This is a genomic window from Kaistia algarum (genome assembly GCF_026343945.1).
GTDB lineage: Bacteria > Pseudomonadota > Alphaproteobacteria > Rhizobiales > Kaistiaceae > Kaistia > Kaistia algarum.
In genome coordinates, this window is the sequence record NZ_JAPKNJ010000001.1 from 1745469 (window position 1) to 1768519 (window position 23051).

Genomic DNA, 23051 nt, shown 5'->3' on the forward strand with positions numbered 1-23051 from the left:
CAGGGGATCTCACCATGCTCGTCGGCGTTCCGAAGGAAATCAAGAACAACGAGTTTCGGGTCGGCCTGACGCCGTCGGCGGTGCGCGAGTATGTTTCGCATGGCCATCGCGTGCTCATCGAGACCGGTGCCGGTGTCGGCATTGATGCGTCGGACGACGCCTATGTCGCGGCCGGGGCCACGATCGCTCCGAACGCCGCCGATATCTTCGCCCTCTCCGACATGATCGTGAAGGTCAAGGAGCCGCAGCCCTCCGAATGGGTGCAGCTTCATGAAGGCCAGATCCTCTTCACCTATCTCCACCTCGCCCCCGATCCGGACCAGGCGCGCGGCCTGATGGCGTCGGGCGTCACGGCCGTAGCCTATGAGACGGTAACCGACGCGCAGGGCGGTTTGCCGCTGCTGGCGCCGATGAGCGAAGTCGCGGGACGCCTCTCCATCCAGGCCGCCGCAACGGCATTGCAGAAGCCGAATGGCGGTCGCGGCATCCTGCTCGGCGGCGTGCCGGGCGTGGCGCCGGCCAAGGTCGTCGTCATCGGCGGCGGCGTCGTCGGCCTGCATGCCGCGCGCATGGCGGTCGGCCTCGGCGCCGACGTCACCGTGCTCGACCGTTCGATCCCGCGCCTGCGCCAGCTCGACGAACTCTTCGCCGGCCGCGTACACACCCGCTATTCGACCATCGACGCGCTGGAAGCTGAAGTGCTCTCCGCCGATGCCGTGATCGGAGCGGTGCTGATCCCCGGAGCCGCCGCGCCCAAGCTCGTCACCCGCACCATGCTCGGCAAGATGAAGCGCGGCGCCGTCATGGTCGACGTTGCCATCGACCAGGGCGGTTGCTTCGAGACCTCGCATGCCACGACCCATGCCGAGCCGACCTATGTCGTCGATGGTGTGATCCATTATTGCGTCGCCAACATGCCGGGCGCCGTCGCGCTGACCTCAAGCCATGCGCTGAACCACGCGACGCTGCCCTTCGGCCTGGCGCTCGCCGATGAGGGCCTTGCCGCAATCGCCCGCAATCCTCACCTCCGCGCCGGCCTCAACGTCCATCGCGGCCGCATCACGCACCGCGCCGTCGCAGAGGCGCTCGGCGAGAATTTCGCGGACCCGGTGGGTGTCGCGGCCTGAGGCGGCCAATATCATCAACCCCTTTTCGGGTCCGTGGATCGGCCCCGAAACTCGGCAGAGGGAGCGCCGCAGGATTTCGCTGCAGCCCCGAGGAATGTCCAAGGGCGTTGCTATCGGGGCGCATGCAGCCTAGGTACGGCCTATCTGGCCAACCAACGTCCGGACGGACCCAGGCATGATCCTATCGATTGCCGACCCTTCTCCATTGGCATCCCTAGCCGACACGCTCGTCGCGACAGCGCTTGCGGCCGGCGAGGCCGTGATGGCGATCTATGGGCAGGATTTCTGCGTCGACGCGAAGAGCGACGCGTCTCCCGTCACGGAGGCCGATCGGCTGGCCGAGGCGATCATCCTCGCCGATCTGGCGAAGCTCGCGCCGGATATCCCCGTCATCGCCGAGGAGGCCTGTTGCGCCGGCATCGTGCCGGACGTCACGAGCCGATTCTTCCTTGTCGATCCCGTTGACGGAACGCGCGAGTTCGTCGGTAGAAACGGCGAGTTCACGGTCAATATTGCCCTCGTCGAGGATGGCGAGCCGGTTTTCGGGATCGTCTATGCGCCAGCCCTCGGCGTCCTGTTCATGGGCCGGGCCGGTCTTGGCGCGGAAGAGATGAAGATCGCCGCCGGCGCCATCGTCGCCCGACGCGCGATCACCGTTGCGACGCCCTCCGTGCCACCGCGGATCGTCGCAAGCCGGTCGCACCGGACGCCAGAGACCGACGACTTCCTGGCGGAATATCCTGACGCCTCGATCGTCCCGGCCGGATCGTCTCTGAAATTCTGCCTGCTCGCCTCAGGCAAGGCCGACCTCTACCCCCGGTTCGGGCCGACGATGCAGTGGGACACCGCCGCGGGCGATGCGGTGCTACGTGCCGCGGGCGGCAGCGTGACGACGCCGGACGGCGACCTGCTGCGCTATGGGCCAAGCTACGGCCTCGGGATCGAGGCCTATCGCAACTCGTCCTTCATCGCCTGGGGCGGTAGCGCCCGGCCGGCGGGCCAATAAAACACGACTAACCTTATAGACTTTTATGAAACAAGATTGCTCTGATTTCTGTTTTCACGCCAAGTCGCGTTGAATCGTCGTAGAGATACGCGATGGCCGTGCTTGTGATGCAGCATGAGGGAGGACTATTTTCCGGCTTGTTCCGGAGTTGTTCATGACGCCCTCCTTGCCGCTTCACCTTCGCCGCCTCGAAGCCGAGGCCATCTTCATCCTGCGGGAGGTGGTGGCGAACTTCGAAAATCCTGTGATGCTCTATTCGATCGGCAAGGATTCGTCGGTCATGCTGCATCTGGCGATAAAGGCGTTTCATCCGGCCAGGCCACCATTCCCCCTCCTCCATGTCGACACGACCTGGAAATTCCGCGAGATGATCGCCTTTCGCGACGAGACCGTGCGCCGGCTCGGCCTCGATCTGCGCGTGCATACCAATGCCGAGGGAAAGGCCGCCGGCATCAACCCGTTCGACCATGGCTCTTCCAACTATACCCAGATCATGAAGACGGAAGCGCTGAAGCAGGCGCTGGACGCCGGCGGCTATGACGCCGCCTTTGGCGGGGCGCGGCGCGACGAGGAAAAGAGCCGCGCCAAGGAGCGCGTCTTCTCGTTCCGTTCGGCCAATCATGGCTGGGACCCGAAGAACCAGCGCCCCGAACTCTGGTCGCTCTACAATACCCGCATCGCCAAGGGCGAGACGATCCGCGTCTTCCCGCTCTCCAACTGGACCGAGCTCGACATCTGGGAATACATCCTTGCGGAAGAGATCCCGATCGTGCCGCTCTATCTTTCGGCGGAGAGGCCTGTCGTCGAGCGCAATGGCCAGTTGATCATGGCCGATGACGAGCGGCTAAGGCTGCTGCCAGGCGAGGCGCCCGAGCTTCGCCGCGTGCGCTTCCGCACGCTCGGCTGCTACCCGCTGACCGCCGCCGTTGAATCGGACGCGGAAACCGTCGCCGACATCGTCCGAGAGATGTTCCACGTCACCACCTCCGAGAGGCAGGGCCGGCTCATCGACCATGACGAGAGCGGCTCCATGGAGAAGAAGAAGCGGGAAGGATATTTCTGATGGCCGATCCGCTTTCCGTTCTTCAACTTAGCGAAGTCCTTCCCGCGCGGGAGGCCGGTGGCAAGGGTCTCTTGCGCTTCCTGACCTGCGGCAGCGTCGATGACGGCAAGTCGACGCTGATCGGCCGCCTGCTCTACGATTCCAAGCGCCTCTTCGACGACCAGATCGCGACGCTCGAGAAGGATTCGAAGAAGTTCGGCACGGTCGGCGACGACATGGACTTCGCCCTCCTCGTCGACGGCCTCGAGGCGGAGCGCGAGCAGGGGATTACGATCGACGTCGCCTATCGATTCTTCGCAACCGAGAAGCGCAAGTTCATCGTGGCCGACACCCCCGGCCACGAGCAATATACACGCAACATGGCAACCGGCGCCTCGACGGCCGATCTTGCCGTGCTGCTCATCGATGCGCGCAAGGGCATTTTGAACCAGACGCGGCGCCACGCCACGATCGCGTCGCTGCTCGGCATCCGCCACGTCGTCCTCGCGATCAACAAGTTCGATCTCGTCGGCTACGACCTTGCGATCTACGAGCGGATCATCGCCGAATTCGACGCGGATGCCGGCCATTACGGCTTTGCCAGCCGCGTCGCCATCCCGCTCTCCGCCCGCTTCGGCGACAATGTCTCGTTCCACAGCGATGCGATGCCCTGGTATCGCGGCCCGACGCTGATCGAGCATCTGGAGACGGTCGAGATCGAGATCGACACGCTGGTGCCGCGGCCGATGCGCTTTCCGGTCCAGTGGGTGAACCGGCCGGACCTGACCTTCCGCGGCTATGCCGGAACGCTGGCGGGCGGCACCGTCGAGGCCGGCGACGAGATCGTCGTGGCGCGGACCGGGCAGACGGCGCGCGTCGCCAGGATCGTCACCTATGATGGCGATATCGCGAGCGCCTCGGCCGGCGATGCCGTGACACTGACACTCGACCGCGAGATCGATGTTTCGCGCGGCGACGTCCTCGCTCCGGCCTCCACACGACCGGAAGTCTCCGACCAGTTCGCGGCCCATCTGATCTGGATGGCTGACGAGCCGCTTTTGCCGGGCCGGCCCTATTGGATGAAGATCGGCACTCGCACCGTCGGCGCGGCGGTGAGCGAGTTGAAGCACCGCCTCGAGATCGAGACGCTGAAGCCGCTTGCGGCCAAGACGCTGGCGCTCAACGACATCGGCTTCGGCAATCTTTCGCTGTCCGAGCCGATAGCCCTAGACCCCTATGAGGAGAACCGGACCACGGGGGCCTTCATCCTGGTCGACCGCTTCACCAACCAGACCGTCGCGGCGGGAATGGTCCGCTTCGGCCTGCGCCGCGCCACCAACGTCCATCGTCAGGCGCTCGCCATCGACAAGGCCGCGAGGGCAGAGGCGAAGGGCCAGAAGCCCGTCATATTGTGGTTGACCGGGCTTTCCGGCGCCGGCAAGTCGACGATCGCCAACCTCGTCGAGCAGAAGCTCCATCTCCGGGGCCGCCACACCTATCTGCTCGACGGCGACAATGTCCGCCACGGCCTCAACCGCGATCTGGGCTTCACCGACGCGGATCGGGTGGAGAATATCCGCCGCGTCGCGGAGACGGCGAAGCTGTTCCTCGATGCCGGCTTGATCGTCCTCGTCTCGTTCATCTCGCCCTTCCGCTCCGAACGCCAACTGGCGCGCGATCTGGTCGAGGAAGGCGAGTTCGTCGAGATCTTTGTCGATACGCCGCTGGCGGTCGCGGAGGCCCGCGACGTGAAGGGGCTCTACAAGAAGGCCCGCGAAGGCAAGATCAAGAACTTTACCGGCATCGACAGCCCCTATGAACCGCCGCAGGCTGCCGAGATTCATCTCGATGCGGCCGGTTCGGATCCCGAAGCGATGGCCGATCGCATCCTCGCCTATCTCGGCGATCGCGGCATCATCGACGTCTAGTTCAGGATCTCGATCCGAACCGAGCGGATGTCGACCGCTGTGTCGTCGCCGGGAATGCCAGGCTCGATGATGAGGGAATCATTTTCGGGACCGCCGCGTTCCGGCGGCGCCGTCCAGACAGCGGAGAGCGGCGTGTAGGTGCCGGTCAGCGGCACGTCTGTCCACGGGCTCTGCATGCGGCCATTCTGATAGGCAAAGCGCAGGGTCGTGGCCGGTGCGGTGCGCGCCGCGCGGGCGACGATGACGATGCGGATCTGATGGCCGGCGATCCGCTGATAGACCCCGCGGCCAACCTGGACGCGGGCGCCGGTCGATCCCGTCGACGACGAAACGCGGGCGAAGCCGCCCTCCGCATCGCCCTGGAACGATACCGGGTTCTCCGGCGCCGACTGGAACACGCTCGGATCGCGGCCGTCGAAAAGGACCAGCGATTCGAGCGCGAGGCCGGTGGGCGACAGCGCGGCTGCCGGTGTCGGAGCCGGCCGGGGTGCCGCGGCGTCAATGGCCGGCGGTGACTCGGGCTGCGCGGCGGGCGGAGCGGCAGGCTCGGATACGGTCTCGGGTGTCGCGGACTCGGAAACGGCCGGCGCCGAGGCCGACTGGGCCGGCTCCGGCGAGCGCGCATAGACGAACCAGGCGAAGGCGGCGCCAAGGAGCAGGAGCGCGCCAGCGACAGCGATCGGCCGCCAGCCGATCGCATCGATCATGTCGAGAAAACGATCCTTCGGCCCGACATGTTCGTCGTCGTTCTCATCGTCGTAATAGTCATCGTCCCGGTCCGGATCGTCGTCCTCGTAATCGGCATAAAGGTCGACGTCTTCCGCCGGCTCCACCGCCTCGCCATCGTCCACGAGCGGCTCTTCCTCGTCCTCCTCGATCTCCGGATCGGGAAGCAGGGGCGCCTCGGGGCGGGGCAGCGCCAGCGGGGCCACTGGACCCCGCTTCTCGAAGACGCTGGCGGCCTCTAGCATCAGCATTCCACCGGCGGGCCTCGCCAACAGGAACTGCGCCTCGATCGCGCGCGCGATCGTGTCGAACTCGCCTATCTTGCTGGCGATCTCGTCGGAGGTGAGCGGCGGATCATAGACATGCAGCAGGCGGATCATCGCCGCGCGAGCGCTCGCAAAGACGCGATCTCGCCCGATCCGGTCGGACGGGTCGAGATGTGCGATCGAGCGGCGAAGGACTATGTCGAGCTGGCTCATGACGGCGGTAGGCGGGTGGTTGGACGGCGGCACGGATCGCTCCGCCCCGTCATCGGCGGCCGCCTTGTCTCACTTCTGCTGGAGGAAGGACAGCCCCTGGCCGAGGATGAGCGCGTCCGGCTTGCCGACGACGTCCTTGTCGCGGCCCTCATAGTCCACCTTGCCGAGGACGTGGCGGATGATGTTGAGGCGGGCGCGGCGCTTGTCATTGGCAAGGACGACGGTCCACGGCGCCGCATCGGAATGGCAAGCGGCCAGCATCTCGTCCCTTGCCTTCGAATAGGCGTCCCATTTGTCGAGAGCGGCGTAGTCCATCGGCGACAGCTTCCAGATCTTGAGCGGGTTGTGGCGGCGCTCGTGGAACCGCTTCAACTGCATCTCGCGGCCGATGTCCAACCAGAACTTGAAAAGAATGAGGTCTGATTCGACCAACATGCTCTCAAATCGCGGCGCCTGCTTCAGGAAGCTCTTGTGCTGCTCGGGCGTGCAGAACCCCATGACGGGCTCGACGCCGGCGCGGTTGTACCAGGAGCGATCGAAGGTGACGATTTCGCCTCCCGTTGGCAGTTCGGCGACGTACCGCTGGAAATACCACTGACCCGCCTCGGTTTCTGTCGGCTTCGGCAAGGCGACGTCGCGGGCGCTGCGTGGGTTCAGATATTGGCGGAACGCGAAGATGGCACCACCCTTGCCGGCCGCGTCGCGGCCCTCGAAAAGGATCACGAGCTTGCGCTTCTTGGCGATGACGTCGGTCTGCAGCTTGACGAGTTCGACCTGCAGGGCCTTCAGATCCTCCTCGTATTTTTCCGTCTTGAGCGACTTGTCATACGGATACCCGCCGGACTTGAACGCCCGCTCGTCGACCCAGGCAGGCAATTGAGGGTCGTCCAGGTCGAAATTGCCGGGCTTCAGCGCGATCGGCGCGGCGTCGACCGAAGGCACCAGAACGCTGGGCAGCGTCTCTGGCGTGCGCGCGACGACCGCTGCCACCGGCAATGTATCGTTGGCCACCTTCTTCTTGTCCGCCTTGGACATGGGTTTTCCGCCCTTCTTGCTTGTGCGCTCGCGAGGACTGCGATTCTGTCACATATGTCATCGGTTTGTCCCGCACCCTATGGCATCTTCGCCGGAGGATTCGGACGGTTCGATGGCAGCAGGATTCGGCCTGTCGCCAGTCTGATCATGTAACAACCGGATCGCGAGGCGCTGTATGAGCGACGGAGAGCACGAGGAGAAGCCAAGCGAGGCGCTGGCGCGGACGGGCGGCGTCCTTCGCCGCCTTACCGAAGCCCGCCTCCTGCTGGCGCTCGTGGTCATCGTCGTCACGGTTTTCGCGCTGCTTGGCCATCTCGCCTTGCTGCCGGCGATGCTTCTTCTGGCCGCGATCGCACTGGCCACCGCCTTCGCCTATCCGGAGACGCGGGAGCAGCCGATCCGGCTCTCGCTTCGAGCGCCACCTTCGGTCTGGCCGGAAACGGGCGTCAAGCACATGGCCGATGCGCTGCCCGAGCCCTGCATCATCCTCGATCGCCGCGGCGTCGTGCGCTATGCCAATCACCTAGCCGAGGCGGCTTTCCCGATCCGGCCCGGCGATCCGCTGACCTTTCGGCTGCGCTCGCCTGATTTCGTGCGCGCCTTCGAGCGGGTGGCGGCCGGCGGGTCGCCCGAGCGCATCGAATTCCTGGAGCGGGTGCCGACCGAACGCTGGTTCCAGGCTTCTTTTTCGCTCATGGAGCCCCATGACGAGGTTCGCCGCGCCGGCTTTGTCGTGCTGATCATCTCCGATCTGACCGAGCGACGGCGAAGCGAGAAGATCCGCGTCGATTTCGTCGCCAATGCCAGCCACGAGCTTCGGACTCCGCTGGCCTCGCTTTCCGGCTTCATCGAGACGTTGCAGGGACCCGCGCGCGACGATGCCCGGGCCCGCGAGCGCTTCCTTGCGATCATGCACGACCAGGCGACGCGGATGAGCCGGCTCATTGACGATCTCCTGTCGCTGTCGCGCATCGAGATGAAGGCCCATATGCGCCCGGAATCGCCGGTCGATCTCACGGCGATCATCCGCGGCGTGGTCGACGCGCTCGAACCGCAGGCGCGCGATCTGTCCGTCGTCATCGAGACGCAGTTCCCTGCCGGGCCGCTGATGGTGGCGGGCGATCGCGACGAGCTGATCCAGGTGTTCCAGAACCTCGTCGAGAACGCGTGCAAATATGGCCGCTCCGGCGGCCGCGTCCTGGTTGAGGCGAAGGCCTCGGAGGATGGCCGACTGGCCTGCGTCGCCGTGCGCGATTTCGGCCCCGGAATCTCGCCGGAACATCTCCCTCGGCTGACCGAGCGATTCTACCGCGCCGACCATGAGGCCACGGGTGCCCAGCGTGGAACGGGCCTCGGACTGGCGATCGTCAAGCACATCCTGAACCGCCACAAAGCGCGACTGAACATCGAGAGCCGCCCGGGCGACGGGGCCGTCTTCACGATCGAGTTCCCGACGCTGGCCTCGCCCATCGATCCGCCTCAGAAACTGGCGATATCGTAAAATCAACGGGTTAGTCTGTCATAAACTTGTCAGCTATCCGTCATAGAACCATTACCAGCGGTCACTAGGGTCCGACCCGCGTCGCCGCCGCGATCTCCTCGCGGCAGCGTTTCGCTTCATTTTTGACTCCACTAGGGAGATGGTCTGTGAAACTCACGAACATCGCATTTGCGGCTGGCCTAATGGCTTCCGCCATCGGTTTCGGTTCCGCCCAAGCCGTCGATATCTCGGGGGCAGGCGCGACCTTCCCCTATCCGATCTACGCGAAGTGGGCCGATACCTACCAGAAGGAAACCGGCGACAAGCTCAACTACCAGTCGATCGGTTCGGGCGGCGGCATCAAGCAGATCAAGGCCAAGACGGTCACCTTCGGCGCCACCGACGCGCCGCTGAAGCCGGAAGAGCTGGAGAAGGAAGGGCTCGTGCAGTTCCCGACCGTGATTGGCGGCGTCGTGCCGGTGATCAACGTTCCGGGCGTCAAGCCGGGTGATGTCGTTCTCGACGGCCAGACTCTCGCCGATATCTTCCAGGGCAAGATCACGTCGTGGGACGACGCGGCGATCAAGAAGCTCAATCCTTCGCTGACGCTGCCGGCGACCGCCATCGCCGTCGTGCATCGCTCGGACGGATCGGGCACCTCGTTCGTCTTCACGACCTATCTGTCGCAGGTCAGCCAGGCATGGGCTGGCGATGTCGGCGCCGCTTCGGCTGTCGAATGGCCGGTCGGCCTCGGCGCCAAGGGCAATGAAGGCGTCGCCGCCGGCGTGTCGCAGACGGTCGGTTCGATCGGCTATGTCGAGTATGCGTTCGCCGCGCAGAACAACATGACCTACGCCAAGCTCGTCAACAAGGACGGCCAGACGGTCGCTCCGGAAGTGCCGAACTTCGCCGCCGCCGCCGAAGGCGTCGATTGGTCGAAGCTGCCGGGCTACTACGTCATCCTGACCAACGAGCCGGGCGCCTCGTCCTGGCCGATCACCGCGGCGACCTTCATCCTGATGCACAAGACGCCGAAGGATGATGCCGCTTCCGCTGCCGCGCTGAAGTTCTTCGCCTGGGCCTATGCCAATGGCGATCAGGCCGCTGCCGACCTGCATTATATCCCGATGCCCGACGCCGTCGTCGCCAACATCAAGGCCACCTGGGCCAAGGATATCGTCGGCGCGGACGGCAAGCCGCTCTTCGTCGAGATGGCCAAGTAAGATCGACCGATCCTGGGAGAGGGGCGCCGCCCCTCTCCTGATCTCTTCAGATTGAAGGCTCAGAGCTGAGCCGGGGGACCGAGATGGCGGACGCTATAATGACCGGGTTGCGGAGCACAGGCGTAGATAGCAGCAAGCTCAAGCGGATGAGCCGGCTTCGTGCTGGCGACCTGGTGTTCAACTGGGTTACGTTCGCGGCCGCGCTGACGGTTTTGATCTTGCTCGGCGGCGTGATCATTTCGCTGATCTACGGCTCGATACCCGCCTTTCAGACTTTCGGTCTCGGCTTTGTAACCACGCAGAGCTGGAATCCGGTCACCGAGAAGTTCGGCGCGCTGGCTCCGATCTATGGCACCGTGGTCACGTCGATCATCGCGCTTCTGATCGCTGTCCCGGTGGGACTCGGGATCGCGATCTTCCTTACCGAACTCTGCCCGCCCTGGCTGAAGCGTCCGATCGGCGTCGCGATCGAACTGCTCGCCGGCATCCCGTCGATCATCTACGGCATCTGGGGCCTCTTCGTCTTTGCCCCCTTCTTCCAAACCACCATCCAGCCGGCGCTGATCGGCCTGTTCGGCAATGTGCCCGGCCTTTCGAGCGTGTTCGCCGGGCCGCCCTACGGCATCGGCGTCCTGACGGCCGGCATCATCCTGGCGATCATGGTGCTTCCCTTCATCACCTCGATCACCCGCGACGTGTTCGACACGGTTCCGCCGGTGCTGAAAGAAGCAACCTACGGCCTCGGCTGCACGACGGCTGAAGTCGTTACCAAGGTCGTGCTGCCCTTCTCCCGCGTCGGCGTCATCGGCGGCATCATGCTCGGCCTCGGCCGCGCCCTCGGCGAGACCATGGCGGTCACCTTCGTTATCGGCAACGCCCACAAGATCTCGGCCTCGATCCTGGCTCCGGGAACGACCATCTCGGCCTCGATCGCCAATGAATTCACCGAGGCCGTCGGCGAGCTCTACACCTCGTCGCTGATCGCCCTCGGTCTGATCCTGTTCATCATCACCTTCATCGTTCTGGCGGCAGCCCGCATCATGCTGGCCCGCATGAACGTCAAAGCCGGCAACTGAGGCGAAAACCATGGCAACCTTGGGAAACTCGGCCGTCTCCAGTCCAACCGCCCAGGCGCTCTACAAGAAGCGCCGCCGCGGCAACGGCATCCTGCTCAGCCTGTCTTTCGCTGCGACGATCTTCGGCCTCGCCTGGCTGGTGCTGATCCTGGCGGCCTTGGTCTGGCAGGGCTTTTCGGGGCTTTCGCTGGCGATCTTCACCGAGATGACGCCGCCGCCGGGCGAGGCCGGCGGTCTGCTCAACGCCATCGTCGGCAGCCTGATCATGACGATCGCCGGTGTTTTGATCGGCACGCCGATCGGCATCCTCGCCGGCACCTACATGGCCGAATACGGCCGCCACAACCAATTGACCAACATCGTTCGCTTCATCAACGACATCCTGCTGGCGGCGCCGTCCATCGTCATCGGTCTGTTCGTCTATGAGGTCGTGGTCGCGCCGATGGGCCATTTCTCGGCTTTCGCCGGCGCCCTTGCCCTGGCCATCCTGGTTATTCCGGTCGTTGTCCGCACGACCGAGGACATGCTCAATCTGGTTCCGAACACGCTTCGCGAAGCATCGGCCGCACTGGGCCTGCCTCGTGCGGTCATGATCCGGCAGGTTGCCTATCGCGCCGCCATGTCGGGCATCGTGACCGGCGTACTGCTCGCCATAGCCCGCGTCAGCGGCGAGACGGCACCACTGCTGTTCACGGCGCTGAACAACCAGTTCTTCAGCACCAACCCCAATGCGCCGATGTCCAGCTTGCCGGTCACCATCTTCCAGTTTGCTTTGAGCCCCTATCCGGAATGGCAGAAGCTCGCCTGGACCGGCGCCCTGCTCATCACCTTCACAGTGCTTGCGCTCAACATCGTTGCCCGCACATTCCTTAGCCCGAGGACCTCCAAATGACCCAGATCGCCTCCGCGAGCGTCGCCGGACATGGCATGGCCGAGAAGATCACGATCCGCAATCTGAAGTTCTTCTACGGCGAGAGCCTGGCGCTGAAGTCGATCAACCTGCCGCTCTACGAGAAGAAGGTCACGGCCTTCATCGGGCCGTCGGGCTGCGGCAAGTCCACGCTGCTGCGCGTGCTGAACCGCATGTACGACCTCTACCCGAGGCAGCATGCGGAAGGCGAGGTTCTGTTCGATGGCGGCAACATCCTGGCGCCGGGCCAGGATCTCAATCTCCTGCGCGCGCGCGTCGGCATGGTGTTCCAGAAGCCCACGCCGTTCCCGATGTCGATCTATGACAACATCGCCTTCGGCATCCGCCTCTATGAGAATATCTCGCGCTCCGAGATGGACGCCCGCGTCGAGGCGGCGCTGACGCGCGGTGCGCTCTGGAACGAGGTCAAGGACAAGCTGACGTCGAGCGGCCTGTCGCTCTCCGGCGGCCAGCAGCAACGCCTCTGCATCGCCCGCTCGATCGCAGTACGGCCGGAAGTCGTTCTGTTCGACGAGCCCTGCTCGGCGCTCGACCCGATCTCGACCGCCAAGATCGAGGAGCTCATCGACGAGCTGACCGCCGACTACACCATCGCGATCGTTACCCACAACATGCAGCAGGCGGCCCGCGTCTCGGACTATACCGCCTTCATGTATCTCGGCGAGCTGATCGAATTCGACGAGACGTCGAAGATCTTCACGGCTCCGAGCGACAAGCGCACGCAGGACTACATCACCGGACGCTTCGGCTGAGCCCGGACGGCAGGAGGACGACATGTCGGAACATATTGTTACCCGATACGACGACGAGCTGAAGAACGTCCAGCGCCGCATCGCGGAAATGGGCGGCATGGCCGAACGGCTGGTGGATCTCTCCGTGTCCGCGCTGACGCGGATCGACACGGCCACCGCGAACATGGTCATCGCCGAGGATCGGCGCCTCGACGAGATCCAGCGCGAATGCGAGGAAGAGGCGATCCGCATCATCGCCCGACGCCAGCCCATTGCTGTCGACCTGCGTGAGGTCATCGGCGCGATGCGCATCTCCAACGACCTCGAGCGCATCGGCGATCTGGCCAAGAACATTGCCAAGCGCGTCCTCGCGCTCGACGGGCAGTTCCAGTCGAAGCGTTTCATGACGGGTGTGGAGCATATGGCGGAGCTGTCCCTCGCCCAGCTCAAGGACGTGCTCGACGCCTATGCGACGCGCGACGTCAACCAGGCCTTCGAGGTCTGGAAGCGCGATGCCGATATTGACTCGATGTACACGTCGCTGTTCCGCGAACTCCTCACCTACATGATGGAGGATCCGCGCAACATCTCGCTGTGCACGCATCTGCTGTTCTGCGCCAAGAATATCGAGCGGATCGGCGATCACACGACGAACATCGCCGAGACCGTGCACTACGTCGTCACCGGCGAAGCGCTCACGCAGGATCGTCCGAAGCAGGACGAGTCGAGCCTGACGAACGTCACCTATGAGAACATTTGATCGGCTCGCTCCGGTCTGGTCGGGGTTAGCTGAATGACACCACGGGTTATGGTGGTTGAGGACGAGGAGGCGCTGAGCCTCCTCCTACGATACAATCTCGAAGCGGAAGGCTACACGGTCGACGTGGTGCCTCGCGGCGACGATGCCGAGACGCGGCTGCGGGAGACCGTTCCCGATCTGCTGCTGCTCGACTGGATGCTGCCTGGAATCTCGGGCATCGAGCTCTGCCGCCGGCTGCGCGCGCGCGACGTCACGCGCACGCTGCCGATCATCATGCTGACCGCGCGTGGTGAGGAGCAGGAGCGCATACGCGGCCTGTCCACGGGGGCAGACGACTATGTCGTGAAGCCGTTCTCCGTGCCGGAGCTGATGGCGCGCGTCCGCGCTATCCTGCGCCGATCGCGGCCGGAGGTGATCGCCTCGCTGCTGCGGGCCGGCGACATCGAACTCGACCGGGAGACGCACCGCGTCCGCCGTTCCGGCCGTGAATTGCGGCTGGGGCCGACCGAGTTCCGCCTGCTCGAATTCCTGATGAAGAGCCCAGGCCGCGTCTTCTCGCGCGAGCAATTGCTGGACGGGGTCTGGGGACGGGACGTCTATGTCGACGAGCGCACCGTCGACGTCCATATCGGCCGCCTGCGCAAGGCGGTCAATCGCGGCCGCGTCAAGGACCCGATCCGGACCGTCCGCGGCTCAGGCTACGCCTTCGACGACCAGTTCGTCGGGGTCAACTGACAGAATAGTCGCCGCCGCTTAAAAGAAGGCCTTCCCCCGCGTAATACGCCGAAAGGGGAAGGCAGGCGGGCACGCGTTCCTGAAGGACAAGCTCCATTGGGAGCATCGGCCTCGTCCAGACCTCTCCTGCGGAGAGGTCGGATCGCGGTTATGGGGACCCTCTCTCGCGGACGAGAGAGGGAAGCGCACTCAGGCGCTGACCATCTTGCGCTCGCGCCGGCGTTCGTGAACCGGCTGGTAGGCGATGCGGGAATGATACTCGCAGTATGGAATTCCCGAATTCGAGCGCTGGCCGCAGAAATGGAAATCCTCGGAGCTCGGATCGCCATTCGGCCATTTGCAGGTCTGCTCGGTGAGCGTCAGGATGCTCGCATGCAGGCTGATCGGAACGACGACATCGTTGCTGTCGGTCGGACGAGGGGCGCGACGCGGCTCCGGCGCCAGTTGCCCGATGGGCTTCAGCGCCGTATTGCCGGCGACGAGCGGCCGTGTCATCGGCGGCTGCGGCCGGCCGGATACGTTGGTACGGCCGGTCGAGACTGCCGGCTGTTTGCGGGGTCTGGCGATCGGCGTCGTGGCCGGCTTCGCCCTGCCCGAAAGGCTGAGGCGATGCACCTTGCCGATGACCGCGTTTCGCGTCACGCCGCCGAGTTCCGTCGCGATCTGGCTGGCGCTGAGACCGTCGGCCCAAAGCTTCTTGAGCAACTCAACCCGTTCGTCCGTCCAAGTCATGGCTCATCCTTGTCGGTCGGAGCGGCCGTCGGAATCCCTAATGCTCGCCGCCCGCTACGCCGGACGACGACTGCGCAAATACAAGGTTCGGGGAAAACAGCTCGCTCGATATTTCGTATCTTAACGAACATTAAGCTACTATATGGCGTGACTCGCTGACAAGAGTCCGGCCGAATCAGAGACGGCGATCTCGGCTTTTTCCCCAGATTGGATGCCAAGGCGCGAAGTTTGAGTCGCGTCAATCGGTTAGCCGCCTCGGAACCTCGTCATGCACGGCTTTCCTTGACAGAAATCGTCACCACCGTGATATAAGGGCAACGCAAAAAGGTGCTGCCCGGCGCGACGGCCTCGGGTGGCACCTTTGATTTTTGGTGCCTTTGCAGAGCCTAACTAGACCCCAGGAGGGGATATGACCGCCCCCGCTACCGTTCCGCCCAAGCCGCATTCGAGCCTCTACAACACGTTCGCGCGTGCCCCGCTCGAGTTCGAGCGAGGCGAGGGCGCGTGGGTCTATACGCCCGCGGGCGAGGCCTATCTCGACTTCTCGGCCGGCATCGCCGTCAATTCGCTCGGCCACGCCAATCCGGTGCTGGTCGCAGCGCTGACCGAGCAGGCCGGCAAGATCTGGCACACATCGAACCTCTTCCGCATTCCGGGGCAGGAGCGGCTTGCTGAGCGGCTCACGGCTGCGAGCTTCGCCGACCGCGTCTTCTTTGCCAATTCCGGCGCGGAAGCGAATGAATGCGCGATCAAGACCGCGCGTCGCTATCATTTCGTGAACGGCCATCCCGAGCGCTTCCATATCATCACGATCGAGGGTGCCTTCCACGGGCGGACGCTCGCGACGCTCGCGGCCGGCGGCCAGGAAAAATACCTGGAAGGCTTCGGTCCCAAGGCCGACGGCTTCGTCCAGGTGCCCTTCGGCGATATCGATGCCGTGAAGGCCGCGGTGACGCCTGAGACGGCTGCCATCATGGTCGAGCCGATCCAGGGCGAAGGCGGCGTGCGCAGCTTCCCGGCCGGGTTCTTCAAGGAGCTCCGGGCGCTCTGCGACGCGAATGGCCTGCTGCTCGTGATGGACGAGGTCCAGACGGGCGTCGGACGCACCGGCAAATTCTTCGCCTATGAATGGACAGGGGTAACGCCCGACATTTTGACGCTCGCCAAGGGCATTGGCGGCGGCTTCCCGCTCGGCGCCTGCCTTGCGACCGAAGAGGCCGCCAAGGGCATGACACCGGGCACGCATGGCACGACCTTCGGCGGCAATCCGCTCGCCATGGCGGTTGGAAATGCCGTCCTCGACGTCGTCCTCGCTGACGGCTTCCTGGATCATGTGCGCGAGACCGGCCTCTATCTGAAGCAGCGGCTGGCGGCGCTCGTCGACCAGCATGGCGATGTGCTGGACGGTGTGCGCGGCGAGGGGTTGCTCGTCGGCCTCCATGCGGTTCAGCCAGTTCCTGAGGTGGTGGCGGCGCTGCGCGCCCAGCATCTTCTCGTCGCCGGCGCTGGCGAGAATGTCGTGCGCCTGCTGCCGCCGCTCACCATCGGCAGAACCGAGGTCGACGCGGCGATCGAGAAGATCGAGGCAGCGTGCCACGCACTCGCTCCCGCCGCTGAGCGGCAGCAGATCCAGGCGTAAACCTTCATGGCACGGCATTTTCTCGACCTGTCCGATTTCGATTCCGCGACATTGCGGCAGATCCTCGATGGCGCGCGGCGGCTGAAGTCGGTGCGCAATGGCGCCCGCGATGGTGTCGGCCCGCTCGCCGGCAAGGTGCTGGCGCTGATCTTCGAGCAGCCCTCGACGCGCACGCGCGTTTCCTTCGATGTCGGCATGCGCGAACTCGGCGGCCAGACGCTGATGCTGACCGGCGCCGAGATGCAGCTGGGCCGCGGCGAGACGATTGCCGACACGGCGCGCGTCATGTCGCGCTATGTCGACGGCATCATGATCCGCATCCTCGACCAGGAACAACTCGCGGAGCTGGCCCGCCACGCGAGCATTCCCGTGATCAACGGACTGACGCGCCGTTCGCATCCCTGCCAGGTCATGGCCGACATCATGACCTTCGAGGAGCATCGCGGCCCGATCGCCGGCAAGACGATCGCCTGGGTCGGCGACAGCAACAATGTCATGGCCTCTTGGATTCATGCGACGGCGCGGTTCGACTTCCGCATGAAGATCGCGACACCATCCGAACTCGCGCCGACGCACAAGCTGCTGGACTGGGCGCGGATGAATGGCGGCGAGGTGATCGCCGGCGAAGATGCGCAGGAAGCAGCCGATGGCGCCGATTGCATCATCACGGACACCTGGGTGTCGATGGGCGACAACGAGGCCGAACGGCGTCACAATCTCCTGAAGCCTTACCAGGTCAATGCCCGGCTGATGTCCCGAGCCAGCCCGGACGCCATTTTCATGCACTGCCTCCCCGCTCACCGCGGCGAGGAGGTGACGGCCGAGATCATGGACGGGCCGCAATCCGTCGTGTTCGACGAGGCGGAAAACCGCCTTCACGCGCAGAAGGGCATTCTCGCCTGGTGCCTCGCCGGTCCGGAGGCGCTCTGATGGAAGGATCGAAGGCTAGCGAGCCGCAACCACTCGGTTCGGCCGGCGACGATGCCGTGCTGCCCTTCGAGGTTGTCGGCCTCGACGTTCGGGGCCGCGTCATCCAAATGGGCCCCGCGCTCTCGACGCTGCTCGATCGCCACAATTATCCGCTGCCGGTCTCGAAGCTGCTCGGCGAGGCGATCGTCCTCACCGTCCTGCTCGGTTCCTCGCTCAAATTCGAAGGCCAGTTCATCCTGCAGACGCAGACGGACGGGCCGGTCGACATGCTCGTCGTCGATTTCCGCACGCCCGGCCATATCCGGGCCTATGCCCGCTTCGATGCAGATGCGGTGGCCGAAATGGAGGCTGCCGGGACACTGGAGCCGTCGATGCTGCTGGCCGACGGCACGCTCGCCATGACGATCGACCAGGGGCCGCATACGAGCCGTTACCAAGGCATCGTTCCGCTCGACGGATCGAGCCTCGAAGAGGTGGCGCATCTCTATTTCGAACAGTCGGAACAGATCCCGACCGCGGTGCGCCTTGCCGTCGCCGAGATGATGACGCGCGAGGAAGGCGGCGTCGCCCATAGCTGGCGAGCTGGCGGCCTGATGGTGCAGTTCCTGCCGCAGTCGGAAGACAAGTCCCGCCAGCGGGACCTGCCGGGCGGCGACCTGCCGGACGACATGGAGATCGAGAGCGACGAGGATGATGCCTGGCTTGAGGCGAAGTCGCTTGTCGGCACGATCGAGGATCATGAGCTGATCGATCCCGACGTCACGCCCGAACTGCTGCTCTACCGCCTGTTCCACGAGCGCGGCGTGCGCGTCTTCGAGCCGACCACCGTGCACGACCGCTGCTCCTGCTCGCAGGAACGGATCGAAGGGGTGATGCGGAGCTTCACCGCCGAGGAAATCACCCAGTCGATCGAGGATGGCCGCATCACGGTCACCTGCGAGTTCTGCGGCCTCGTCTACAGCTTCGATCCGGCGGAATTCCTGTCCTGATCCGCGGCTAGTCCAGCCCTTCGAACAGCGCCGTCGAGAGATAGCGCTCTGCGAAGGAAGGGATGATCAGGACGATCGTCTTCCCCTCCATTTCCGGCCGGCGGCCGACGGCGACGGCGGCCGCCACAGCGGCGCCGGAGGAAATGCCGACGGGAATGCCCTCAAGCCGCGCGGTCAGCCGCGCAAAAACAATGGCATCGGAACTTGGAACCTGCACCACCTCGTCATAGATCGACGTGTCGAGCACGGCCGGGACAAATCCCGCGCCGATGCCCTGGATCTTGTGCGGCCCCGGCGCCCCACCGGACAGGACGGGGCTCTCGGTAGGCTCGACCGCAATAACCCGCAGCGAAGGCCGGCGCGGCTTCAGCACCTGACCAACGCCGGTGATGGTTCCGCCGGTGCCGACTCCGGCGATGAAGGCGTCGATCTCCCCGCCCGTATCGTTCCAGATCTCCTCGGCCGTGGTGGCGCGGTGGATGGCCGGGTTAGCGAGGTTGCGGAATTGCTGCGGCATGACGGCATCGCCGATCGAGGCGACCAGTTCCTCAGCCCGGGCGATTGCCCCCTTCATTCCCTTGGCGCCCTCGGTCAGATCGAGCTCCGCACCCAGAAGCTTCAGCATCTTGCGCCGTTCTAACGACATGGTTTCCGGCATGACCAGGATAAGGCGATAGCCGCGCGCCGCCGCCACGAAGGCGAGCGCGATGCCTGTATTGCCGGACGTCGGCTCGACGAGCACGGTTCGGCCCGGCGTGATGTGGCCCTCAGCCTCCAGCGCGTCGATCATCGCGACGCCGATGCGGTCTTTCACGGAGCCGATCGGATTGAAGAACTCGAGCTTGGCCAGGAGCTTGGCGCCGACGCCTTCCTCCGCCTCGATCCGCTTCAGCCGGACGAGCGGTGTGTCGCCGATCGTATCGGTGATCGATTCGTAGATCCGGCCACGCCCCGGACGCTTCGCTGCACTTGGGTCAGTCATGTTCGTCTCCTGCCCTCGAAGGCTAGTCTAGACCGAGCGCCCGGTCGAGCCGAAGCCACCGGCGCCACGCTCCGTGGCGTCTGAGAAAGCGTCGACGACTGTAAAGCGCGGCCGGATCACGGGGACGAACATCATCTGCGCGATGCGATCACCGGGCGAGATGCTCACGCTCTCCCCTCCCCGGTTCCAGACACTGACGAGGATGGGTCCCTGATAATCGGCATCGATCAGGCCGGTCAAATTGCCGAGCACGATGCCCTGACGATGGCCGATGCCGGAACGGGGCAGGATCGTCGCGGCCACGAAGGGGTCGCGGATGAAGATCGAGAAGCCGGCCGGCACCAGTTCGGCCGGCGCGCCCGGCTCGAGCGTCAGCGCTTGGTCGAGGCAGGCGTGGAGGTCGATCGCCGCCGCGCCCAGGCTCTTGTAGCTCGGCAACCCCCATTCGCTGAGTCGCGGATCCAGGATCTTCAACTCGACAGACGGTTCCAGTCGCACGCGATGAATCTCCGTTTTATCCGGAAGCGATGGTCCGCGTCGGACGGGCGAAATCAACCCAGCTTCACGGCTTATCAACCGGCAATGCGCCGGCGAGCCCCGTCGGCGGGCGGATCGCCGCCGAGAAACCCGGCGTGTTGCCCGCCGCGAGCGCCAGCGCACTGATCGCCGCCCGCGCGCGGAATTCTTCGCGCGAGAGGCCGGTTCGATAACCCTGATGCTCGAAAACATAGTCCGGGAGATAGCCCGAGAGCAGAATGCGATAGTCGCGCGGCAGGCCGGGATCGAGGGCGCGGATCAGCCGGAAAACCACGGTGGTGCAGTTGGTCGTCAGCGTATTGTAGAATTTCGGCCGCGCCGCCAGCGCGTTGCCGCTTTCGACATAGGACAGGAACAACGCCCGCATTCCCGCCTGCGGCATTTCGATCGGATAGAGATAGAGATCCTCGCGGCGCACATTGGTCCGCACATAGATGACATCCCGCTCGTCCGCCGCGATCAGCACGAGGTTGAAGACACGGAAGAAGCCGGCGAGTGCCGAGAATTCCTGCGTCTTGTCGGGGCGGATCTCGGCCGAGAACGATAGGTGCTGGCCGTCGGTGAAGCCGAAGCTGATGATCGTATGGGCGATCTGCGGGCCCATCCAATAGCCGAGCACGAGATCCACGGTCGCGAGCTTGGAGAGGTCGTAACGCCGCGTCTCCCAGCGCTCGGTGAAATCCGTATCCGAACGCCAGTCGAAGTCGCGGACATTCGACAGTGTTACGATGTCGCCATCCACCGTACCGGTGACGCCATGCGCCACTTCGGGACGCCAGTCGCGATCATTGGTCGGCAGGATCGTCGACCACCAGGCCGCGAAAACGATGATCGCCAGGATATAAAGGCCGCGGACGCGCCAGCTCGGCCTGGCGATCTCCAAGGTGAGGATCGCGACGGCGAAAAGCGCCCAGGCGAGAACCGCGATCGACTTGGCGATGTCGGGCAGCGGCAGCTGGAAATAGAGACAGAAGCCGATCCAGACCGCCGAGAGAGCGACGACGAGAAAGAGGAGCGCGCGCAGCAGAAAACGGCCGATCCACAGAAGTCCGCCGCTCATTTCCGCCCTCGCTGCCATCGCCCTGCGCGCCTTGTAGCATGCGGGCATGCGGCCGAAATGGCGGCGCTACCGATTTTGCAGCTTCGTTGCCGCGCCGCTCAGTCGCGCGCGAGGCGCGCTGCGATCCAGTCGATCAGGCGGCGGCCGACCTCCTCCTTGGGAAGCTCCGGCCATCGCTCCACGCCCTCGGCAGTCACGAGGCAGACCGTATTGTCGGCGCCGCCCATGACGCCGGTTCCCGGCGAGACGTCGTTGGCGACGATGACGTCGCAGCCCTTCCTATCAAGCTTCGCCTTTGCATTGGCGAGCAACTCGTCCGTCTCGGCGGCAAAGCCGACGACGAGGCGCGGCCGGCCGGCGCTGCGATGGGCCACCGTGGCGAGAATGTCGGGATTCTCGGTCATGACAAGCGGCGGTGCCTTGCCGCTGCCATCCTTCTTGATCTTCGAGACAACCTCGTGCTTCGGCCGCCAATCGGCGACGGCGGCGGCGAAGATGGCGATATCGGCCGGCAGCGCGATCTCGACCGCCGCCAGCATGTCGCGCGCGGTTTCGACCGGATGGACGGTGACACCCGGCGGCGGTGCGAGGTTCACAGGGCCGCTGATGAGGGTTACGCGAGCGCCGGCGGCCGCGGCTGCTGCGGCGATGGCGTAACCCTGTCTGCCGGAGGAGCGGTTGGCGATGTAGCGCACCGGATCGATCGGTTCCTGCGTCGGCCCGGCGGTGACGACGACATGGCGCCCGGAAAGAGCGCCTGACTGCGGCGAAAAAAGCGCCTCGGCCGCGGCGACAATGGCGAGCGGCTCCGACATGCGGCCCGTTCCCGCCTCGCCGGCCTCGGCCATCTCACCGGTCGCCGGTCCGACGAAGTGGACGCCGTCGGCGGCAAGCTGCGCGACATTGCGCTTCGTTGCCGGGTTGGCCCACATGGCGGGATTCATCGCCGGCGCCAGCAGGATCGGTCCCTTGCCGGCGAGCAGGACGGCGCTTGCCAGGTCATCGGCATGGCCACCCGTCATCTTCGCCATCAGATCGGCGGTCGCGGGGGCGACCAGGACGAGATCGGCGTCGCGCGCGAGACGGATATGGCCGACATCCTGCTCATCGTCGCGATCGAAGAGCTCAGTATAGACCTTGCCGCCCGACAAGGCGCCGGCCGCCAGCGGCGTCACGAACTCCGTCGCGCCCTTCGTCATGATCACGGTGACGAGCGCGCCGCGTTCCTTGAGCCGGCGGATCAGGTCGAGCGCCTTATAGGCGGCGATGCCGCCGGCGATCACGAGCAGGATGCGGCGGGAGGCAAGGGGGGTCATGCCGGTGGCTCCCAGGGATTGATGATCTCGATACCTGCGTTGTCAAAGCCGCTATCGTCGCGCGTGGCCACTGCGAAGCCGCGCGCCCGTGCAATCGCCGCGATCTGCGTATCCGGCGCCGATGTCGATCGGCCGATGCGCCGTCGCCCAGCGATTATGATGGCGTAGTGGCTCGCCGCAGCCTCGTCGAAAGGAAGCACGCGACCGGAGAAGAGGGCAAGTACTGCAAGAGCCGCGGCCTGCTTCTCGCTGCGTCGCCGGCCCTGTGGCATGAATTCGATACCCGAAAGGATCTCGGCCATCGTGATGCTTGTGATGAACGCGTCCATGGGGTCGAGAAAGGCAAACCAATCCAGCACTACCGGCGAGGCGTCGGCTTCAGGCCGCATCAGCTCCGAGAGTACGTTTGTATCGAGAATGATCAAGAATCCGGTTCACCCCAGTTGTCGAACCGGATCTCGCGGTGATAGGCCCGTGGCGGCAGATCGAGGTCTGCCCCTCCGACCGGATCAACAATCGAACGAATGACCTGGGTGAGACCACTAGCCGGGCGATCGCCGGGCGTGGCCGCGCGAACACGGCTGCTC

At 64.9% G+C, this 23051-nt stretch carries 22 protein-coding genes; 14 read left to right on the plus strand and 8 right to left on the minus strand.

The window, feature by feature from the left end; translation table 11 throughout:
- Positions 1–14: 14 nt before the first annotated feature.
- The 4 genes from ald (at position 15) to cysN (ending at position 5103) form a co-directional block, all read left to right on the plus strand.
- Positions 15–1127 carry an alanine dehydrogenase gene (gene ald, locus OSH05_RS08515; RefSeq protein WP_104221209.1) on the plus strand — a complete coding sequence of 371 codons (1113 nt, stop codon included), beginning with the start codon at positions 15–17 and terminating at the stop codon, positions 1125–1127.
- 175 nt (positions 1128–1302) lie between these two features.
- The gene (gene cysQ / locus OSH05_RS08520; RefSeq protein ID WP_104221208.1) at positions 1303–2133 is read left to right on the plus strand and encodes a 3'(2'),5'-bisphosphate nucleotidase CysQ; all 831 of its coding nucleotides are present in this window, start codon (positions 1303–1305) and stop codon (positions 2131–2133) included.
- Between the two features lie 154 nt (positions 2134–2287).
- On the plus strand, positions 2288–3196 hold the full coding sequence (gene cysD / locus OSH05_RS08525) for a sulfate adenylyltransferase subunit CysD (protein ID WP_104221207.1): 909 nt from the start codon (positions 2288–2290) through the stop codon (positions 3194–3196).
- Positions 3196–5103 carry a sulfate adenylyltransferase subunit CysN gene (gene cysN / locus OSH05_RS08530; protein WP_104221206.1) on the plus strand — a complete coding sequence of 636 codons (1908 nt, stop codon included), beginning with the start codon at positions 3196–3198 and terminating at the stop codon, positions 5101–5103. The genes cysD and cysN overlap by 1 nt, the downstream gene beginning before the upstream one ends.
- Here cysN and OSH05_RS08535 read toward each other — a convergent pair.
- Together OSH05_RS08535 and ppk2 are read right to left on the minus strand one after the other, a co-directional pair.
- On the minus strand, positions 5100–6341 hold the full coding sequence (locus OSH05_RS08535) for a hypothetical protein (RefSeq protein WP_104221205.1): 1242 nt from the start codon (positions 6339–6341) through the stop codon (positions 5100–5102). The genes cysN and OSH05_RS08535 overlap by 4 nt on opposite strands.
- 36 nt (positions 6342–6377) lie before the next feature.
- A complete protein-coding gene (gene ppk2 / locus OSH05_RS08540; RefSeq protein WP_104221204.1) occupies positions 6378–7343 on the minus strand; it encodes a polyphosphate kinase 2 in 966 nt (321 codons plus the stop codon).
- A 175-nt stretch (positions 7344–7518) separates the two neighbouring features.
- Between ppk2 and OSH05_RS08545 the strand changes: the two genes are divergently transcribed.
- From OSH05_RS08545 to phoB, 7 genes are all read left to right on the plus strand, one after another.
- Positions 7519–8844 (plus strand): ATP-binding protein, encoded by a 1326-nt coding sequence (locus OSH05_RS08545; RefSeq protein ID WP_104221203.1) that lies wholly within the window; start codon positions 7519–7521, stop codon positions 8842–8844.
- Positions 8845–9026: 182 nt separating this feature from the next.
- Positions 9027–10046 carry a phosphate ABC transporter substrate-binding protein PstS gene (gene pstS, locus OSH05_RS08550; protein WP_104221202.1) on the plus strand — a complete coding sequence of 340 codons (1020 nt, stop codon included), beginning with the start codon at positions 9027–9029 and terminating at the stop codon, positions 10044–10046.
- A gap of 146 nt (positions 10047–10192) precedes the next feature.
- On the plus strand, positions 10193–11122 hold the full coding sequence (gene pstC / locus OSH05_RS08555; RefSeq protein WP_407660355.1) for a phosphate ABC transporter permease subunit PstC: 930 nt from the start codon (positions 10193–10195) through the stop codon (positions 11120–11122).
- A gap of 10 nt (positions 11123–11132) precedes the next feature.
- Positions 11133–12014, plus strand: a complete 882-nt coding sequence (gene pstA, locus OSH05_RS08560) for a phosphate ABC transporter permease PstA (RefSeq protein ID WP_104221200.1) — start codon at positions 11133–11135, stop codon at positions 12012–12014.
- Positions 12011–12805: a phosphate ABC transporter ATP-binding protein PstB gene (pstB, locus tag OSH05_RS08565; RefSeq protein WP_104221199.1), complete on the plus strand. Its 795-nt coding sequence runs from the start codon at positions 12011–12013 to the stop codon at positions 12803–12805. Before pstA ends, pstB begins: the two co-directional genes overlap by 4 nt.
- A 22-nt stretch (positions 12806–12827) precedes the next feature.
- Complete coding sequence (gene phoU, locus OSH05_RS08570) at positions 12828–13544, plus strand: phosphate signaling complex protein PhoU (protein WP_104221198.1); 717 nt, start codon at positions 12828–12830, stop codon at positions 13542–13544.
- Positions 13545–13577: 33 nt separating this feature from the next.
- Entirely contained in the window at positions 13578–14279 is a 702-nt protein-coding gene (gene phoB, locus OSH05_RS08575; RefSeq protein ID WP_104221197.1) for a phosphate regulon transcriptional regulator PhoB, read from the plus strand.
- 189 nt (positions 14280–14468) lie between these two features.
- Here the strand turns inward: phoB and OSH05_RS08580 are convergent, their stop codons facing one another.
- Positions 14469–15011 carry a GcrA family cell cycle regulator gene (locus OSH05_RS08580; protein WP_104221196.1) on the minus strand — a complete coding sequence of 181 codons (543 nt, stop codon included), beginning with the start codon at positions 15009–15011 and terminating at the stop codon, positions 14469–14471.
- A gap of 409 nt (positions 15012–15420) precedes the next feature.
- On the opposite strand from OSH05_RS08580, the gene OSH05_RS08585 reads away from it, so the two are divergent.
- From OSH05_RS08585 to OSH05_RS08595, 3 genes are read left to right on the plus strand one after another with little or no spacing between them, the layout of a single operon-like run.
- The gene (locus OSH05_RS08585) at positions 15421–16650 is read left to right on the plus strand and encodes an aspartate aminotransferase family protein (RefSeq protein ID WP_104221195.1); all 1230 of its coding nucleotides are present in this window, start codon (positions 15421–15423) and stop codon (positions 16648–16650) included.
- Between the two features lie 6 nt (positions 16651–16656).
- The gene (argF, locus tag OSH05_RS08590) at positions 16657–17580 is read left to right on the plus strand and encodes an ornithine carbamoyltransferase (protein WP_104221194.1); all 924 of its coding nucleotides are present in this window, start codon (positions 16657–16659) and stop codon (positions 17578–17580) included.
- Positions 17580–18569, plus strand: coding sequence for an Hsp33 family molecular chaperone (locus OSH05_RS08595; RefSeq protein ID WP_104221193.1), 990 nt, complete (start codon positions 17580–17582; stop codon positions 18567–18569). The genes argF and OSH05_RS08595 overlap by 1 nt, the downstream gene beginning before the upstream one ends.
- Before the next feature lie 7 nt (positions 18570–18576).
- On the opposite strand, the gene cysK is transcribed toward OSH05_RS08595, so the two are convergent.
- The 5 genes from cysK to OSH05_RS08620 form a co-directional block, all read right to left on the minus strand.
- Entirely contained in the window at positions 18577–19551 is a 975-nt protein-coding gene (gene cysK, locus OSH05_RS08600) for a cysteine synthase A (protein WP_104221192.1), read from the minus strand.
- A 27-nt stretch (positions 19552–19578) separates the two neighbouring features.
- The gene (dut, locus tag OSH05_RS08605) at positions 19579–20049 is read right to left on the minus strand and encodes a dUTP diphosphatase (RefSeq protein WP_104221191.1); all 471 of its coding nucleotides are present in this window, start codon (positions 20047–20049) and stop codon (positions 19579–19581) included.
- 64 nt (positions 20050–20113) lie between these two features.
- Positions 20114–21148, minus strand: a complete 1035-nt coding sequence (locus OSH05_RS08610) for an Lnb N-terminal periplasmic domain-containing protein (protein WP_104221190.1) — start codon at positions 21146–21148, stop codon at positions 20114–20116.
- 98 nt (positions 21149–21246) lie between these two features.
- A complete protein-coding gene (gene coaBC / locus OSH05_RS08615) occupies positions 21247–22464 on the minus strand; it encodes a bifunctional phosphopantothenoylcysteine decarboxylase/phosphopantothenate--cysteine ligase CoaBC (protein ID WP_104221189.1) in 1218 nt (405 codons plus the stop codon).
- Positions 22461–22889 (minus strand): type II toxin-antitoxin system VapC family toxin, encoded by a 429-nt coding sequence (locus tag OSH05_RS08620; RefSeq protein ID WP_104221188.1) that lies wholly within the window; start codon positions 22887–22889, stop codon positions 22461–22463. Before OSH05_RS08620 ends, coaBC begins: the two co-directional genes overlap by 4 nt.
- Positions 22890–23051: the final 162 nt, after the last annotated feature.